The following is a 16044-nucleotide window of genomic DNA, read 5'->3' on the forward strand; positions in this document are numbered from 1 at the left end:
TAGTATATTAAGAGTAGTATCCAGATAAGCCTATTTTCCTGAAATAACAATCTTAGGACCAGCCGGGTAAATCGACAAACACCCCTTAGAACGAATTTGTTCTAAGGGGTGTTTGCTAGTGGGGATCTATTGTTGTCCCATCAGTATCTTCGCATAAGGCGAATCGATCGGGATCATGATGACCGGCTCATTCTTCAGCGTGGTCACATAACTCTGCAGCGTGCGGTAAAAGCTATAGAACTGGGGAGATTTTCCATAGGCCAAGTTATAGATCTTGGCGGCTTCTCCTTCACCTTCGGCGATGATCTTCTTGGAGTCGGCTTCGGCCTGGGCCATCAGCTCTCTGGAGGCGCGGTCCGCCTTGGAGGTGATCTTCCTGGACTCCTCATCCCCTTCGGACAGATAACGCGCAGCAATGGACTGGCGGTCCGAGATCATCCGGTTGTACACACTCTGCTTGTTCTCTTCCGGCAGGTCGGTACGCTTGATCCGTACGTCAATGACTTCTATGCCGTAGTTATCACGGGTCAACGCAGCTACTACGTCCTTAGTAATCTCATCATTAATATTGCCCCGTCCGGTGTCCTCACTAATAATATTCTCATAATTGACCTCCGACAGCTTGCGGCGTACCGAGTTATATACCGCTTCATCAATACGCTGCACCCCGCCGCTTACCGATTGAACGGTTCTCAGAAACTGTGAGGCGTTGGTAATTCTCCAGACGGTATAGTTATCGACCACAATCGGCTTCTGGTCCTTGGTCAGAATGCTGGTCGGCGAGCTCTCGTACGTCATCTGATACTTGGGAAGCTCCGAGACATTCTCGACAAAAGGAAGCTTGAACTTCAGCCCCGGCTCCTCCACCGCACGCATCGCTTCACCGAAACGGAGAACGACCTTATATTCCCCTTCCTTCACAATATACATAGAGCCGGCCAGCAAAATAATCAGGACGATAGATGATATCAATAGGATGATCGGGTTTCTTTTCACTTGGCATCTCCTCCTTGCGGTGCAGCTGAAGGTGCCGGATTCACAGCGGCAGGAGCAGAGGGGCTATCCTTGGTGCTGCGCATCAGCTCATTCAGCGGCAGATAGTTCACAGTGTCACTGTTAGAGTTCGTAATGAATATTTTGGCGTTAGGCAGGATCGTCTCCAGTGTCTCCAGGACCAGCCGGCTCTCGGTGACGCTCTGATTATTGGCATATTCGGCAAAAATCGCATTGAACCGCGCCACATCCCCCTGCGCATTCAGGATACGTGACTTCTTCTCACCTTCGGCCCGCTCTAAGAGCGCCTGAGCTTCACCGCGCGCCTTAGGAATGATATCGTTCTCATACTTCTTGGCGTTGTTGATCTTCGTATTCTTCTCTTCACGGGCGTTCGTCACCTCGCGGAAGGCTTCCTCCACCTGACCGCTTGGCGGCTCAATATCCTGGAACTTGATATCGATGATCTGAATGCCGGTGTTGTATTTCTTCTGCAGATCCACCAACAGCACGCGGACCTTATCCTGAATGACCGTCTTCCCGTCGGTAATCGCATAATCCAGCTTCTCGGAACCAATGACCGCACGGATCGAGGAGCTGGCCGAGTTACGCAGGAATTTGTCCGGGTCATCAATGTTATACAGGTAATCACGGATATTGCTGATTTTCCACTGGACTACAGCATCGGCAGAGACAATGTTCTCGTCGCCCGTAATCATCATCGCTTCATCATCTACCGGGACAGCTCCGTCAGCCTCCTGGCGGTATCCGATATGAATCCGCTGGGTCAGCTCGGCAGGCACAGTAATGACATCCTGGATGGGATAAGGCCATTTGAAATGGAGTCCGGCCGAGCTCTCATTCGTATACTTGCCGAAGGTCAGAATTGCTGCACGTTCCTGCTCCTGCACCGTATAAAATGAGGTGGAGCCGATATACAGCAATACAGCCGCAGCGGCTACCCCCACCCCTATCCTTTTGTACATGCCCGGCTTCAACTTCGGCAGCTTGAACCCTGGGATATTATCGCCATTCTGGTTCATGAAATTCAAGATGCATCGCTCCTTTTGGCGTATTTTAGTCGTATTAAAGGTTTATATACGTGAATAAATCAAAAAAGTCGCAACTAATTCAGCTTTGTTCAAGCTTTCTGCATTTTGCTGCGATTCTCGCGGATTCGGCTGGATAGTTACTAATTCATCCTGATAAGTGAGTCACGCTGGTGCGTCCTTTATGCGGCACCCGGGTAATCAGAGATGTGATCGGTTTTTCGACTACATTCCACTCACACAAAAACCCCCGGAAAAGCGCAAACCTGCGCCCTCTCCGGGGGTTCTACTATAGTGCTCTTAAATACTCGATTTATTACGGAAATAATTCTGCAGGAATTCCTTGGCGCGCTCGGACTTCGGATGATTGAACACCTCGTCCGGCGTCCCCTCCTCGACGATTTTACCTTTGTCCAAGAACAGCACCTTGTTGGCCACCTCATACACAAAGCTCATCTCATGGGACACGAGAATCATCGTCTGACCGGTAGACGCGGTCTTCTTGATCGTCTGCAGCACCTCGCCCACCAGCTCAGGGTCAAGCGCTGAGGTAGGCTCGTCCAGCAGCAGCAGCTTCGGATTCATCGCCAGCGCGCGGGCAATGCCTACCCGCTGCTGCTGGCCGCCAGACAGATGCTTCGGATAATAATGAGCACGCTCAGCAAGACCTACCTGCTCTAGCTGTTTCTGTGCAATCTGCGCGGCCTCGCGGTCGTTCATCCGCTTCACAATCTTCAGGCCTTCCTTGACATTATCCAGTGCCGTCCGATGCTGGAACAGATTGAACTGCTGGAAGACCATCGCTGTCTGCTTCCGCAGCTCCAGCCGCTGCTTGTTCGTGATCGTGCTGAAATCGACCTTGAAGCCTTCGAGATCCAGCATTCCCTGATCTGCCTGCTCCAGGCAGTTGAGCGAACGCAGGAAGGTGGACTTACCCGCACCGGACGAACCGATGATGGCTACAACATCTCCCTTGTTAATCTCGACGGAGAGATCGTCCAGAATCAGATTACCGTGAAATGACTTGGATAAATTGCTTACCTTTATCATCAGATCTCTCTCCTTCCCCAAGAGAACCAGCCGCGGTTCATGGCCCCGGCAGCGGAGTCCGGAATGGAGAATCTTTTCTCCAGGAATCTCAGAATCTGCTCAATCAGAATTGTCATGATCCAGTAGATGATCGCCAATGCGAGATACACCTCGAAGAACCGGAAGTTGCTGCCGGAGATAATTTTCCCCTTAGCCGTCATTTCGATTACACCTGCTACGAAGGCTAGGGAGGTTCCCTTGAGCAATCCGATCAATGCATTGCCCAGCGGCGGAATCGCCACCACCAGCGCCTGCGGAACGATGACTCTTCTGAGCACCTGAAGATACGTCATCCCCAGGGATTCAGCGGCCTCGATCTGGCCCTTGTTCACCGATTGCAACGCAGCGCGGATCGTCTCCGAGTTGTACGCCGCCTCATTGAATGCGAAGGTGACCAGCACGAAGATCATCGCCGGAATGGCATTGATATTATAATCCGTCCCATACTGCTGATTAATGAATTTGAGTAACAACGGAATTCCGTTATAAGTCAGGTATAGCTGCACAATGATCGGCGTTCCACGGATGAACGAGATGAAGAGTGTGACTAACTGGCTTAGCACGGGAATTCGGCGCATACGGATAATGGCAAATAACAGAGCAAACACAAGGCCGACGATCATTGAGATGACCGTAATCTGCAGACTCACAGGAAGGACCTCTAACAGGCGAGGAATCGCTGAGAACACCGCGTTGATATCAAAAATCTCTCCCATACCGATTGACTTCCTTCCACGTTCAATTTACAGGGCGACAGCCTAACACGGTCTCACGATTAACCGTCTGCCCTCATAGATAATTTCAGTATGATACCGTTCGTTGCTTACCGCGTTCAGCCGCTCCACCAGGGAGGCCGCCGCTTCATCGGATGCCAGTACAGGCAAGCCACGCTTGGTCACTGTCTCATGGGTAAGCCTGAGATCAATCGGAATCAGCTCATAGCTGAACCGCTTGTCCTCCACACTCAGATCAAACATGACCAGGAAGTTCTCCGAGAACTTGCGGTCGCTGTAGAAGCCCTGCCAGTTCCCTGCGCTGTCCTTGGTTCTGTTCTTGTGCAGGGTAGAAGGAGCTTCATTCTCTGCATATCCGTAGGCGGTGAACATCTCTGGAGATACAATTGACTCCCCTGCCTCGAACTCCATAAACAGACTGCCTATGTTATAAAAAATAGGTTGGCCCTTGTACAGCTCCACCCCTCTGGTGAAGTGGGCGCCATGTCCGAAGACACAGCTCGCCCCGGCATCCACCGCCCCCCGCGCGAAGGTCTCGATGAACTCTGCGGGATAATCGGAGTACCAGTTCTCATTCTCCCCTTCATGCGTGTGCAGACTGACAAAAACATAGTCACTGCGCTCCGCGGCATCCTGGATGCTGCGGTAGATTTCCTGCTGATCCTGCTCATGCGCTGCTGTCTTGACGCGGGACTGTTCACCCTTCTCGAAGATTAAATAGCCTTCAAAAAATGAACCGAATTCATAGTAATTCTCCGATTTGCTCTTGAAGGTCTCAATCCGCTTGCCTTCCTCCATGCTGGAAGCGATGCCGATGCGTTCACTGATCTCCTTCAAGGTGCTGAAGTCCTGATCGTTCACGACATACGTACGAGACCAGCGCAGCGGGTTGACCCCCGGACGGGCCGGAACTCCATTCCCCGGATTCGAGGCAGCGAACACCTCGCTTCTCGTCACATCGATAGTGATGATCGCTATCCGGCCGTCCGGCGTATCCACGAACACCGGCTTGCGCGCTTCATGCAGGCTCATCCCCACTCCAAGCGGGGTCAGACCACGGGCTTCTGCCTCTTCGATCGTATCTACAAGACCCTGGGTCCCGTAGTCCCCCGTATGATTATTCGCAAAGCTCACATAACGGATATTAAGCTTCCCGAATTCGTCCAGCGCCTTGGGGCGCACACTGGTCTGGTAGCCGCGGCCTGCCGCCGGAGCGGTATTGAGACGCGGAGTTACAAACTCTGCATTGGTAAAAGCTTCATCGGCCCCTTGCAGCAAAGCCAGCAGCTCCGGGTCCATCGTCTTATATAAATTACTGCTGGAGAATAACGCATCTCCCGAGACTAGAAATTTCATGCGATCACCTTCCCTCAGTTACTCCATTAGCTCTTTCTTAGGCAAATAGTCTCCGCCAAGCTGCTCTTGGCTAATCTTCAGCAGGGTGCCGTCTGCATACATTTCCTTGATTCTCTTGTTAACCGTATCTAGCAAGGTGCTGTCCGCAGACTTGGAGAGCAGGATATAAGATCCTGGATCGCTATTCTCTGTAGAGAAAGCAACCACCTTCAGGTTGGTGAAACCATGCTCCTTGATGGCCTTCTCGGCAGAGACACGGGAAATGATGCGCACATCGTACTTGCCGGCTTCAATACCTTCGAACTGCTTCACGAAATTCTCGTCGGTATAGATAATATCTGCTTTGGCATCCGGGTTCGCTTCATTATAATTCTCCAGCAGTGTGGCACCGGAGTTGCCTACTTCTGTTACGGCTTTATAGCCCTTCAGGTCTTCTACCGCCTTAAGGGTATTATCGTCCTTGCGGACTACGAATACATTCGCATTCTCAATAATCGGGAGTGAGAAATTGTACTTGCCGCGTCTCTCGGGGTTGGAGCTGAAATTGTTCGCCCCCAGCTGGAAACGTCCATTGTCCAGACCGGTCAGAATCCCTTCGAATTCAATCGCTTGAACCTCTAGCTTATATTCCGGAAGGTCTTTGAAGATCGCCTTCATTACTTCCACATCGTAACCTGTCAACTGCCCGTCCTTCTCGTAGCTAAAAGGGTTACTGACCCCGCTCGTAGCAGCAATAATGGTCTTCGTACCTGCTCCAGCACCATTTGTCTCAGCTGAGCCTGCGTTATTCTTATTTCCATTACCGCAGCCTGCAAGGACCAACCCGAGCAACACAATCAGAACGCCTGGCACAAATTTCTTCTTCATTATAACTTCCCCCTCATCTAGTAAAAGCTCTCTCTCGTTGTCCTATGATGTCCAACTTATCATAGTCATTTAGTCTGGAATTATTATGTCATGGGGTATACAGTGTGTCAAGGTAAACGGGTAAAGGATTGACGAATGTTGGCGAAAAAAGTCGATTGGGGCTGGAGGTGTGCTTTAATCTATTTCATCAAAATACGCAGTCTTCCGGCTACCTCCTCAGCCTCTGCCGCCGTACACGAGTTCTGCTGCGCAATCAGTGCAACCCCTTTGGCGCTATGGCTCAATCGCGGAATGAAATGGGCATGGAAATGGGGAACCCCATCGACCATGATTACGGAATAGACCCGTTCCGCCCCCGTTGCCTCCTTAAGCGCCGAACCTAATTTTTTCACCAGAATCCCGTAAGAGCCTGCTTCTTCCTCAGTCATCTCAGAGAAATCGAGCAAATGCCGCTTCGACTCCAGTACCAGTTGCCCTGGAACGGATTGCTCCGCAGGGAAATGACACACCATCCAATGTTCATCCTCATATATGTATCCCCCAGGCGGCTGGGGAGTATTCCCCAGATGCTTCTCACAAATGAAACAAGTCGTCATGCGGATCGCCTCTTTCTGTTAGGATAGTCAACCGTGTGGCTGTGACTGCTAAGAAGACCGCACCACTCTCTTCCGGCGCGCCGGAACCTTGACGCCCTCCTTCTGAAGCTTGCTCCAGTTGCCGGGATTGGTCAGGTCCGGGATACGCTGCTCCAGAATAGCCTGATATTGAAGGGCCTTCTCTTCCAGATGGGCAACACGCTGCTTGGCCTCTTCCAGCTGAAGGAGCGCCGCTTCCCTGTATTCCATCATCATAGCAAAGCGCTGTTCAATCGTCGAATCCCCTTCGAGGCAGAGATCGACGTAGGTTTTGATGCTTTCAATGGGGAGGCCGGTCTGCTTGAGGCACCTAATCCCGTACAGCCAGTTGATCGATTCATCGTCGAACAGTCGGATGTTGTTCTTATCACGCTGAATGCTCGGCACCAGCCCTTTATCCGTATAATAACGCACAGCATGTTCAGTTAGTCCCGTCATGGAAGCCGCTTCTTTGACTGTATACATGTTAATCCTCCTTAAAAAAAGATAATTTAGCTCCGATATCTTCACGGAAACAACTGACTATCTGGAAAATCCACAATGTCCAGCAAATCCGGTATTTTTCAGTATACTCATCATACTTTAGGAACCGGCCCCATATGAATTAGAAGACAGAGCAGCGGGTACGAATCCAGATTTGAAGTATGGAAGGAGAATCAGCCTTGGCCTTATACATTCCGCTTGAATTCTCTGAGCGATTTGCGCATTTCGGAAGCAACACCTTTGTTCAGCAGGGAGGCATATTTGAGTCTCCAGAGCTAATTTCTATAGGAAACAACGTCTCTATTCAAGCTCCATATGCTATCCAGCCGAATGATGTGAATCACGGAATTTCTGGCGATAGTCCAGTTATCTCTATAGGAGACGGTTGTCAAATCAACAGAAGTGTCCAGATCACAGCTCACCCCAGGATTATCTTAGAGCCAAATGTTCTGATCCATTCCAACGTTCTAATGGAAGGGGATATTACCATTGGAGAAGGCTCCTGGATCGGAGCAAACTGCCGCCTATCCGGGAATATACGTATTGGAGCTGGGAGCGTAGTTAAGGCAAACAGCATGGTTTTGGACAATGTTCCCGACTATTGCGTGGTTTCAGGTAATCCCGCATCAATTGTGCAGATTTATGAGACTTCCTCCGGGAGCTGGGTGGATGTGTCTGCTCATGATCAGGCCCAGGCTATTCTTACTGCCCGAAGCCGCCTTCCCCTGTTATCAATCTGTATCCCAACTTACAACCGCGCGCCTTATCTTGACGCTTGCCTCCAGTCGATTTATGCTCAGATCGGAAATAATGAGCTGATCGAAGTGGTAGTATCCGATAACGCCTCCACAGATGCCACGCCAGCGATCATAGACAAGTATATGGCCCTGTACTCCAATATGAAGTCAGTACGCAATGACACGAACATTGGCGGAGATCCTAATATTCTTCATGTATTACAGCTGGGGAGAGGGAAATTTGTAAAAATGCAAGGCGATGATGATTATTTTCTGCCCGGCAAGCTTATGCCCCTGCTTCATGTACTGCACAGCCATCCGGAATGTGGAGTCTTCCATATTAGTCTAATTAACGGAAATAGGCCTCCCCGCCTGGAATCCGGCATGAGTAATTTCCTGGCCGCAACCACCCTTTATGCGGCTTTTATCAGTTCTGTTGTTCTAAGACGTGAGGATTTGGAGAAGATCGAGAACCCGGCGCTATTCATGACCTCTAAATTCAATCAGTTATATCTTCAATATTCTATATTAAAGGATAACCCGAACTTCTGCATCATGTACGATAGTATCTTCGGTTATGGTGGTGCTTACAATCCTAAATACAGTTTTGCTGAAGTTTTTTTTAACGGGTATCCGTCTATCCTTAGCCATTTCTTGGGCACTGGTTTGACTGCTGAAGAAATTTCCAGAGAGAAAAAACAAACATTTTATCACTATACCATTCCATGGTTTCGGAATAATAAGGCAACTGTGACTACTGATGAGTTTGAAGAGATCTACAAAAAATACTATCAAGATGAACCCTATTATGAGGATGGCCTTGCCATCATGAAAGCAATACGCCAATCCTAATTTAGGAAGGAAGTTAATGGGTTATGTCGCACTCTTTAGAGCCTAAACCAGTTTCTAGTTTCTTTTACTGTGGCAAAAGCACAGATATCTCTCCCATCGGACAATTTCATCATCCCGAGTTCGTTCTCATTGGCGACAGGGTAACAATCAAAGATGATTACTGCATACAGTCCACATTACAAGATTCTTTGCCTGTACCCAAAATTATTATAGGAGATGATTGCAGATGTGAGCAAGGACTCACTCTTCAAGCCCTAAACCGTATTGAAATCAAGCCTCGTGTCACTATTGGCAGTAAAGTTAGTATATCAGACGCAAGGCATGAGTATCGTCAGGTAGGATTGCCGGTGTTAGCACAAGGATGGATGGACAGCACTGGAGAAGTTATCATCGGAGAAGGCACACAAATAGGTGATGGAACTGTTATTGCAGGTAATATCCGAATAGGCAAGCACTGTGTAATCCAGCCTGGAAGTGTTGTTGAGCAAGATCTTCCGGATTACTGTGTGGCAGGCGGATCCCCGGCACAAATTCTGCAGCAGGAGACGGCTAAGCTCCAACCGCGAACTGCGGGCTTGAGTTCCGGCACACCGGAATCTACTCCGCTTCTCTCCATTTGCATTCCGACTTATAACCGCGCAATCTACCTTGATCTCTGTCTTTCTTGCATATTCAGTCAATTACAGAACGATAGCCGGGTAGAAGTAATTGTCTGTGACAATGCCTCCACCGACGCTACTCCACAAGTGATTGCACGTTATGCCAGCCGTTATCCTAGCCTCAAATCCTTCAGAAACAGCACGAACATAGGGGGCGACCGCAATATATATCTTGTAGCCCAACTGGCAAGGGGCAAGTTTATAAAATGGCAGGGTGATGATGATTATTTTGTGGAGGATTCAATCCCTTCTCTACTTGATGTCATCCATGATCATATGCAGTGCGGAATTATATATTTGAATGTGCATAACCATGATGGCCAGGTTTATACTGCAGAAGGTGCACCCGCCTATCTTCGAACCTCAGGTATTATGTGTACCTTTATTTCCGGCATCATTCTACGAAGGGAAGATTTTGAACAAATTGAAAAGCCCTTCCGTTATATCGATTTATCGCTAAATCAAGCTTATATGCAGTACGAAATTTTAACCAGAAACCCTAGCTTTTGCGTGGTGAACCGGAGAATGTTTAATTTTTCCGGAAATCCTCCTTCAGGATACAATCTCGGGGAAGTCGTCTTCCGTAGTTATCAGACTATTTTGCATCATTTCATTGGTAAAGGATTAAGCGAGGTAGATGTGCAGCAAGAGAAACTAGCTGCTCTCTACAATTACATTCTCCCTTGGTACACAGGAATCATGCGTGATCACGCCCCTGTTTTTACCGATGACTTTGAGGACCTCTTTAGAGAATTTTATGGAGAAGAGTCCTATTTCGAAGATGTCCTGCTGCGAATTGCAAGTATAAAAGCTCTGGCACAAAGCTAAGGAGGGATTTAGTATGCATAAACCGGACACACTTCAGGCAAACCATCAGCCAGATTCACAGGAATCTCAGATGTCCAATTTAATGAATTATGCCAACTTTCTATATAACCAGAAAAATTATGAGAACGCCGCTGTGTTCTATGAAAAGTTTCTTTTGGAAGCAAAGACGTTGAATGAAGAAACCTATGAGGCCTATGGGAGACTCTCGGATTGTTACATTGCTGCTGGGGATGTAAATAAAGCCTTGTTAGCAGCATTCCAATCCTTTGCTTATGGAATTCCCCATCCCGTGATCTGTTACAAAATCGGCACTGCATTCATGCAGAAAAGCCAATTGAATATGGCTATTTTCTGGTTTGATATGGCTACCCAAGAAACCATTGCACATGAACACATAAACTATGATGCCTCTTTTGCCAACTGGCTCCCCCATTTACAATTATGTGTCTGTTATGAATCATCAGGCGAACACGAGAAGGCCTTTCACCATCATAAAATAGCCCAAAAATATAATCCCGATCATCCAAGTATAGTATACAATCAAAAGTATTTTGAATCTTTGTTCCGCAGAATCGAAGCTCCCTCTTCGAAGGCTCACCCCGAGGCTGAAGTATTGGGGGGACACGACACAAATTCCATAGATATCAACTCCGAAATACTGAATACTGAACAAAACGATGTAATTTTCACAGGAGAACGGGTTGTCATTAACGATGCCGTCAAAAAGAATCACGGAGATGTGCTGGAAGAACATTTGAACAGATACAAATTAGCCCAAAAGTTCGTCAAAGATAAAAGGGTGCTGGATGCTGCCTGTGGGGCAGGGTATGGGAGTAAAATGCTGCAGGTGGCCGGTGCAAGTCATGTCCTTGGCGTAGATATCGATGAAGCCAGCTTATCTAATGCGCGCAAAACATATGGTCATGATCAGATTGATTATGCTTACGGAAATGTCAACAAGCTTGAACTTGAAGACAATAGCTTTGATGTCGTTGTTTCCTTTGAGACCATTGAGCACATCGATGATGGCAGTGTATGGATTAAAGAATCCGCCAGACTTCTCAAGGATGACGGAATCTTTATTGTCTCTACACCTAACCGCAGCATAGCGAACCCTGCTGGCTACTTCGTGGAACAGCCAAGAAATCATTATCACAAATATGAATATACGATTACTGAGCTTGTGGGGGAGTTACTGAAAGAATATGATATCCTGGAGTTGTACGGTCAAACCTTCGTCTCCGATTATTCAGCCTTCCAAGCCCAAGTTGTCAGAAATGCGAGAGCAATGCCTCCTACAACCACGCCTTATGACAATCCCGTCATTAACGGATACGAGCTAATGGATCTCGGAAGAGTTAAGGATATGAATCCTTTGTATGTGGTGGTCGTGTGCAGAAAAAAACGCCCCGTTTCCTTAGAATAGACAGATTAAAGATGGGCACAAATACAGGACCGGCCACTGGGGCTGGTCCTGTATTTGTTTTTGTATTTATTTGATGATGTTACTGCTCCCTGAAAAATATAATAACCCCTGCTTGACTTCGTGTTACACGAAGGCGTTAGGCTCATCATATCACTAAATCATCCTTAGGAGGACAAGACCATGCAGACTGTAACCTTGAATAATGGAGTAAAAATGCCGATCCTCGGCTTTGGTGTCTATCAGATTCCAGATGCTGAAGAATGTGAGAATGCGGTGTATGAAGCACTGAGCGCAGGCTATCGCCTGATCGATACCGCCTCCGGTTACTTGAATGAAGAGGCGGTAGGCCGCGCCATCAAGCGCAGCGGCATACCGCGCGAAGAGCTGTTCATCACCACCAAGCTCTGGATTCAGGATGCCGGATACGAGAGCGCCAAGCTCTCCTTCGCCAAGTCCCTGAAGAAGCTGGGGCTGGACTACTTAGATCTGTACCTCATTCACCAGCCGTTCGGCGACTACTATGGAGCCTGGCGTGCAATGGAAGAGCTGTACCACGAAGGCAAAATCAGAGCGATCGGGGTCAGCAACTTCCTCCCGGACCGCCTGATGGACCTCATCGTCCATAACAAGGTCGTTCCTGCTGTCAATCAGGTGGAGACACATCCGTTCCTTCAGCAGACGGATAACGCTGCTTTTATGAAGGAACAAGGTGTCCAGATTCAGTCCTGGGGACCGTTCGCAGAAGGACGCAACAACTTGTTCAGCAACGGAGTGCTGTCCGAAATTGCCGGTAAGTACAATAAATCCGTTGCGCAAGTTGTGCTGCGCTGGCTGGTTCAGCGCGATATTGTGGTGATTCCGAAGTCCGTGCGTAGAGAGCGGATCGTGGAGAACTTCGATATTTTTGATTTTGAGCTGAGTCCGGCGGACCTCGATCAGATTGCCGCGCTGGATACAGGCGAGAGCCTCTTCTTCTCCCACCAGGACCCGGAAATCGCCAAGCGGCTGGGCAACTGGAAGGTTGAGCTGTAAACCTGGACCAGGCTGGTAATTGACAATATCTTTGCCACTCCTTAATAAGAACGATAATACCTCAGCAAAGGCCCATGCACTGGTTGCATGGGCCTTTTACAGTTTCATACAGACAGGTCAGCAGATACGGCTCTTTACCCTCTCCTGAGCCGGAACACGGAAAGCCTCCCTTACTTACGGATTCCGCACAAATTTGACAGCATCGGCGGCTACATACCCGCTTGTTCCGTCGTTACGGATGGTCACGCTGCCCGAGGTGCCAGCTGTGAAGGTATATGTGCCGATGAAATTCCATACCCCGCCGTTTGAGGTCTGGTCTATACTGTGCGTAGCCGTCCCTGCGGCATGAACGATATCTAAGGGAATCGCAGTGGAGCGGTTGATATGCTGCGGCCACATCATATAGACGCTGTAGGTGGCGGTGGCGGGCAAGTCTGGTGTGAAGGTAACGCTCTTGCTGCCTTTGCCGCTGTTGTCATCATGCAGATAGTTGGCGCCGTACCGGTCAGTCTGCACCGCAGCGGTCTTCCAGCCTCCGGTCTTCAGCACTCCGGTGGTGTCATTATTGTCCACAATCACCTCTTCACCAGGCAAGGTCGGCGGCGTGCCGCTGCCCAGGTCAAAGGATGCTTTGAACGTCCTGCCCTTGGATGCGCTGACATTCACTGTTAATTTAATGGTCGGGCTGAGCTGCGTCACAATAACCCCGGAATCTGCTGTGTACCCGCTTGTTGAACGGTCCAGCTCCACCTCAATCACGCCGGTGCCCGCTTGGGTTGGATCACTGACAGACAGCTCCAATGTATCTCCGGCTTCCCGGGTCATAACCGCCGCTTTCTTGTTAACGGTGATCAGATCGGCGGAGCTTACCCCATCCTCCCAGAAATTCGCTCCGGTGATGCCGAGTTTCGTTTCTTTTACCGCCTGAACACTGGATGAATTCGCAAGCACTTCAATGTCTGGAGCAGCAGCATAAGCGGCTACTTGAGCAGCAGACTTGCCCGGAAGCAGCACATACTGGTACTCCCCGCTCTCTGGATTCACACCATGATCCAGCCATAAGGTCATATAATTGCGGGTGATCGGCGTGGAAGGTGTGACCGGACGGGGGTTGATCTGCTTCCAGTTGCCTGTTCTGGCTTCTCTCTTAGCAGCAAGCGATACCGTCTGCGGAAAATAATATCCCGTATCCGCACCGGCGGTGCTGCCGGACAGATGAGCCCATTCTACCTGGTCCATGGTATCTGACCAAGCCAGCGTGGATGGCTTCACTTCACCATTTACAGTAAGCGTATTGCTGCCCGCCGTGTTCAGCTTCCGGTTCTCGACGTTAGTCTCCACAGCTATATTATCTGTGCTGATGATTCCCGCACCGAGAGCAACCACTTCGTCATCGAACATAAACCAGGATTTCTTGGCTCCAAGCGTTCGGCCTGCGTACTGCAAATCCATACCCGAGCTTCCATATAGATTCTGGATATCGGTTCCGCCAGTCCACTGCTTGGTGCTGGTGTGGCTGCTTGAAGAGGTCTGGGACAGCACCGTTGTTCCCGGCATTCGGTAGCTATCCACAGTAGGCCAGTAGTCATCGCTGTATTGTCCAAGATCACTGTTATATAAGCTGGTCATACCGGCTGAGGTATACCAGGCTTTGGCGTTCTCGCTGTTAATCGCTTCATAGCTGCCGATGCGGCTGGAATACATCGCAAGTCCGAAGCTGTAGCCCGGCCGGTGCTGCACGGCCCGGTCCATCGCCGCGAACTGCTGATAACTCAGAAGCTCAGCCGCCGGCTCAATGAGCGGGGCCCCGTCAATAGTCTTGGCCAGCACGATGGATGGAACAGGAGCGTCTTCATAGAAGGATTTATAGATATCCGACACCATCCAGCCCTTGAGCATCCGCTTGAAGTCGGCCGCTTGCGCAGGCGGTGCGATCTCGGACAGCAGCAGAATGCCCTGCATCGCCCGATGTCCCGCCTCATGATCCTGACTATAATTCCGGGAGATTTCCCGGCCGCGCACCATATCCATCATGGCGCCCTTATACATTACCGGCTGATACGAGTTGTACACCCACTCCCATACATTGGACAGCTTGGGATCGGTAACCTGCCAGGTGGAGCCGTGAAGCATCACCATCAGATCACTGACAGCCAGCAGCAGGTCAATGCCATAACCTCCGGTGTAGGGGATGTTGTTATGCTGAATGAATGAACCATCCCGGTAGAAGCCGTCTCCGCTGAGCGTATAATTGAAAACAGAGGATAGTCCGTCGCGGGCTGCGGCGATCTTGCTCCCGTCTTTGACCAGGATGCCCCGCTCGCCCACCACCATCGCCTTCCAGGTGCGGTTAGCTCCTGTCAAAGTAACGGCGGGCGAGAAGCGCTCCACAGCTGTCATATAATTCGTAACCTGAGCCGGACTTAAAGAGTCATACATCAGCACCGTTATATCATTAAGCTGCAAAGGAATACCGATTTGCCAATCCCACCAGTTACTCGTTCCGCTGGCTACCGGCGTTACCCCCTCATGGTATCTGGTGGCGTACATATAATCGAGGGCAGCCACGATATCGCTCCCGAGCAGGCTGTCTCCATAGAGAGAGGTACCGGAAGTAGCGTAGGCAAGCGCCATTGTCTTCAGCCGTTCATAAGTCACCCGGATATGAATGGAATTCCCGGTCCCGGGATTATCGCTCCATAGATAGGTCCGGCCAGCTGCGGTGTTCATCGTCTGCCAGTAGCCGTTCGCTTCATTCCCTAGCTTGGTAAGGGCTGCGGCAAGATCAGCATCCGCCGTATTCAGAGAGGCCCCTCCGGTCAGCATCACCTTCCGGTTCTCCCGCATCCCGTCGAATTCATCCGCAGCACGGGCACGTTTCGCTACTCCTCCCAAGCCGCTGACCAGCAGCAGTAGCACTAACACCATCAAACCGCTTTTCATGAGTAACCCTCTCGTTAACGTTCCTCTCATTAGCAACCTTCTCATCCATAATCCCCCTTGTCGCCGTATTAAACATTTTCACGCATGGATAGTTTGGCTTTCCATCACACACAAGCTTGCTGTTGCTGCGCTCATGTTGCGGCTTCCCTTCATACAAGCTTGCTTCTCTGCACCAATGTCCCAGCATTCCCCACTCATAAATCCGTCCCTTGTGAAGCGCTTTCATTTAATAGTATAGATAGAGCCCGGTAGTGAAAGAAACTACGTGTATTCGAGAAAAGGTATGACATTTCGAGCATTCCGGCAAAAATGCTCCACATGCACGCCCGCCGCCCACTTTTGACGGATTGAGGTATACTTT

At 49.7% G+C, this 16044-nt stretch carries 13 protein-coding genes; 4 read left to right on the forward strand and 9 right to left on the reverse strand.

What is annotated here, in order from left to right; genetic code table 11:
- Nucleotides 1-126: 126 nt before the first annotated feature.
- From MKY12_RS21635 to MKY12_RS21670, 8 genes are all read right to left on the reverse strand, one after another.
- Nucleotides 127-996, reverse strand: a complete 870-nt coding sequence (locus MKY12_RS21635; protein ID WP_036699631.1) for a protease modulator HflC — start codon at nt 994-996, stop codon at nt 127-129.
- On the reverse strand, nt 993-2036 hold the full coding sequence (hflK, locus tag MKY12_RS21640; RefSeq protein ID WP_339257574.1) for an FtsH protease activity modulator HflK: 1044 nt from the start codon (nt 2034-2036) through the stop codon (nt 993-995). Before hflK ends, MKY12_RS21635 begins: the two co-directional genes overlap by 4 nt.
- 306 nt (nt 2037-2342) lie before the next feature.
- Nucleotides 2343-3092, reverse strand: a complete 750-nt coding sequence (locus tag MKY12_RS21645) for an amino acid ABC transporter ATP-binding protein (protein WP_339249971.1) — start codon at nt 3090-3092, stop codon at nt 2343-2345.
- Nucleotides 3092-3847 carry an amino acid ABC transporter permease gene (locus tag MKY12_RS21650; protein WP_339310712.1) on the reverse strand — a complete coding sequence of 252 codons (756 nt, stop codon included), beginning with the start codon at nt 3845-3847 and terminating at the stop codon, nt 3092-3094. Before MKY12_RS21650 ends, MKY12_RS21645 begins: the two co-directional genes overlap by 1 nt.
- Nucleotides 3848-3889: 42 nt before the next feature.
- Nucleotides 3890-5221 carry a CapA family protein gene (locus MKY12_RS21655; RefSeq protein ID WP_339310713.1) on the reverse strand — a complete coding sequence of 444 codons (1332 nt, stop codon included), beginning with the start codon at nt 5219-5221 and terminating at the stop codon, nt 3890-3892.
- Nucleotides 5222-5239: 18 nt separating this feature from the next.
- Nucleotides 5240-6088, reverse strand: a complete 849-nt coding sequence (locus MKY12_RS21660; RefSeq protein WP_339310715.1) for a transporter substrate-binding domain-containing protein — start codon at nt 6086-6088, stop codon at nt 5240-5242.
- A gap of 179 nt (nt 6089-6267) precedes the next feature.
- Entirely contained in the window at nt 6268-6684 is a 417-nt protein-coding gene (locus MKY12_RS21665) for an HIT family protein (RefSeq protein ID WP_339310716.1), read from the reverse strand.
- A 48-nt stretch (nt 6685-6732) separates the two neighbouring features.
- Nucleotides 6733-7188 carry a MerR family transcriptional regulator gene (locus tag MKY12_RS21670; RefSeq protein WP_051477919.1) on the reverse strand — a complete coding sequence of 152 codons (456 nt, stop codon included), beginning with the start codon at nt 7186-7188 and terminating at the stop codon, nt 6733-6735.
- A gap of 179 nt (nt 7189-7367) precedes the next feature.
- Here MKY12_RS21670 and MKY12_RS21675 point away from each other — a divergent pair, with 179 nt between their 5' ends.
- From MKY12_RS21675 to MKY12_RS21690, 4 genes are all read left to right on the forward strand, one after another.
- The gene (locus MKY12_RS21675) at nt 7368-8795 is read left to right on the forward strand and encodes a glycosyltransferase (protein WP_081751085.1); all 1428 of its coding nucleotides are present in this window, start codon (nt 7368-7370) and stop codon (nt 8793-8795) included.
- A gap of 23 nt (nt 8796-8818) precedes the next feature.
- Complete coding sequence (locus MKY12_RS21680) at nt 8819-10282, forward strand: glycosyltransferase (protein WP_036724030.1); 1464 nt, start codon at nt 8819-8821, stop codon at nt 10280-10282.
- Between the two features lie 13 nt (nt 10283-10295).
- Nucleotides 10296-11708 (forward strand): class I SAM-dependent methyltransferase, encoded by a 1413-nt coding sequence (locus MKY12_RS21685; protein WP_051477920.1) that lies wholly within the window; start codon nt 10296-10298, stop codon nt 11706-11708.
- 180 nt (nt 11709-11888) lie between these two features.
- Nucleotides 11889-12740 (forward strand): aldo/keto reductase, encoded by an 852-nt coding sequence (locus MKY12_RS21690; RefSeq protein ID WP_339310720.1) that lies wholly within the window; start codon nt 11889-11891, stop codon nt 12738-12740.
- Between the two features lie 174 nt (nt 12741-12914).
- Here MKY12_RS21690 and MKY12_RS21695 read toward each other — a convergent pair whose 3' ends face one another.
- Nucleotides 12915-15683, reverse strand: a complete 2769-nt coding sequence (locus MKY12_RS21695; protein ID WP_339310721.1) for a polysaccharide lyase family 8 super-sandwich domain-containing protein — start codon at nt 15681-15683, stop codon at nt 12915-12917.
- Between the last annotated feature and the right edge of the window lie 361 nt (nt 15684-16044).

Origin of the sequence: Paenibacillus sp. FSL M7-0896 (assembly GCF_037975415.1) — a bacterium.
GTDB lineage: Bacteria > Bacillota > Bacilli > Paenibacillales > Paenibacillaceae > Paenibacillus_AQ > Paenibacillus_AQ silagei.

Bases quoted from the DNA above. Each gene is read 5' to 3' on its own strand.
- hflK (WP_339257574.1), bottom strand. From the start codon at position 2,036: ATGAACCAGAATGGCGATAATATCCCAGGGTTCAAGCTGCCGAAGTTG.
- MKY12_RS21645 (WP_339249971.1), bottom strand. From the start codon at position 3,092: ATGATAAAGGTAAGCAATTTATCCAAGTCATTTCACGGTAATCTGATT.
- MKY12_RS21650 (WP_339310712.1), bottom strand. From the start codon at position 3,847: ATGGGAGAGATTTTTGATATCAACGCGGTGTTCTCAGCGATTCCTCGC.
- MKY12_RS21655 (WP_339310713.1), bottom strand. From the start codon at position 5,221: ATGAAATTTCTAGTCTCGGGAGATGCGTTATTCTCCAGCAGTAATTTA.
- MKY12_RS21660 (WP_339310715.1), bottom strand. From the start codon at position 6,088: ATGAAGAAGAAATTTGTGCCAGGCGTTCTGATTGTGTTGCTCGGGTTG.
- MKY12_RS21665 (WP_339310716.1), bottom strand. From the start codon at position 6,684: ATGACGACTTGTTTCATTTGTGAGAAGCATCTGGGGAATACTCCCCAG.
- MKY12_RS21670 (WP_051477919.1), bottom strand. From the start codon at position 7,188: ATGTATACAGTCAAAGAAGCGGCTTCCATGACGGGACTAACTGAACAT.
- MKY12_RS21675 (WP_081751085.1), top strand. From the start codon at position 7,368: ATGGAAGGAGAATCAGCCTTGGCCTTATACATTCCGCTTGAATTCTCT.
- MKY12_RS21680 (WP_036724030.1), top strand. From the start codon at position 8,819: ATGTCGCACTCTTTAGAGCCTAAACCAGTTTCTAGTTTCTTTTACTGT.
- MKY12_RS21685 (WP_051477920.1), top strand. From the start codon at position 10,296: ATGCATAAACCGGACACACTTCAGGCAAACCATCAGCCAGATTCACAG.
- MKY12_RS21690 (WP_339310720.1), top strand. From the start codon at position 11,889: ATGCAGACTGTAACCTTGAATAATGGAGTAAAAATGCCGATCCTCGGC.
- MKY12_RS21695 (WP_339310721.1), bottom strand. From the start codon at position 15,683: ATGAAAAGCGGTTTGATGGTGTTAGTGCTACTGCTGCTGGTCAGCGGC.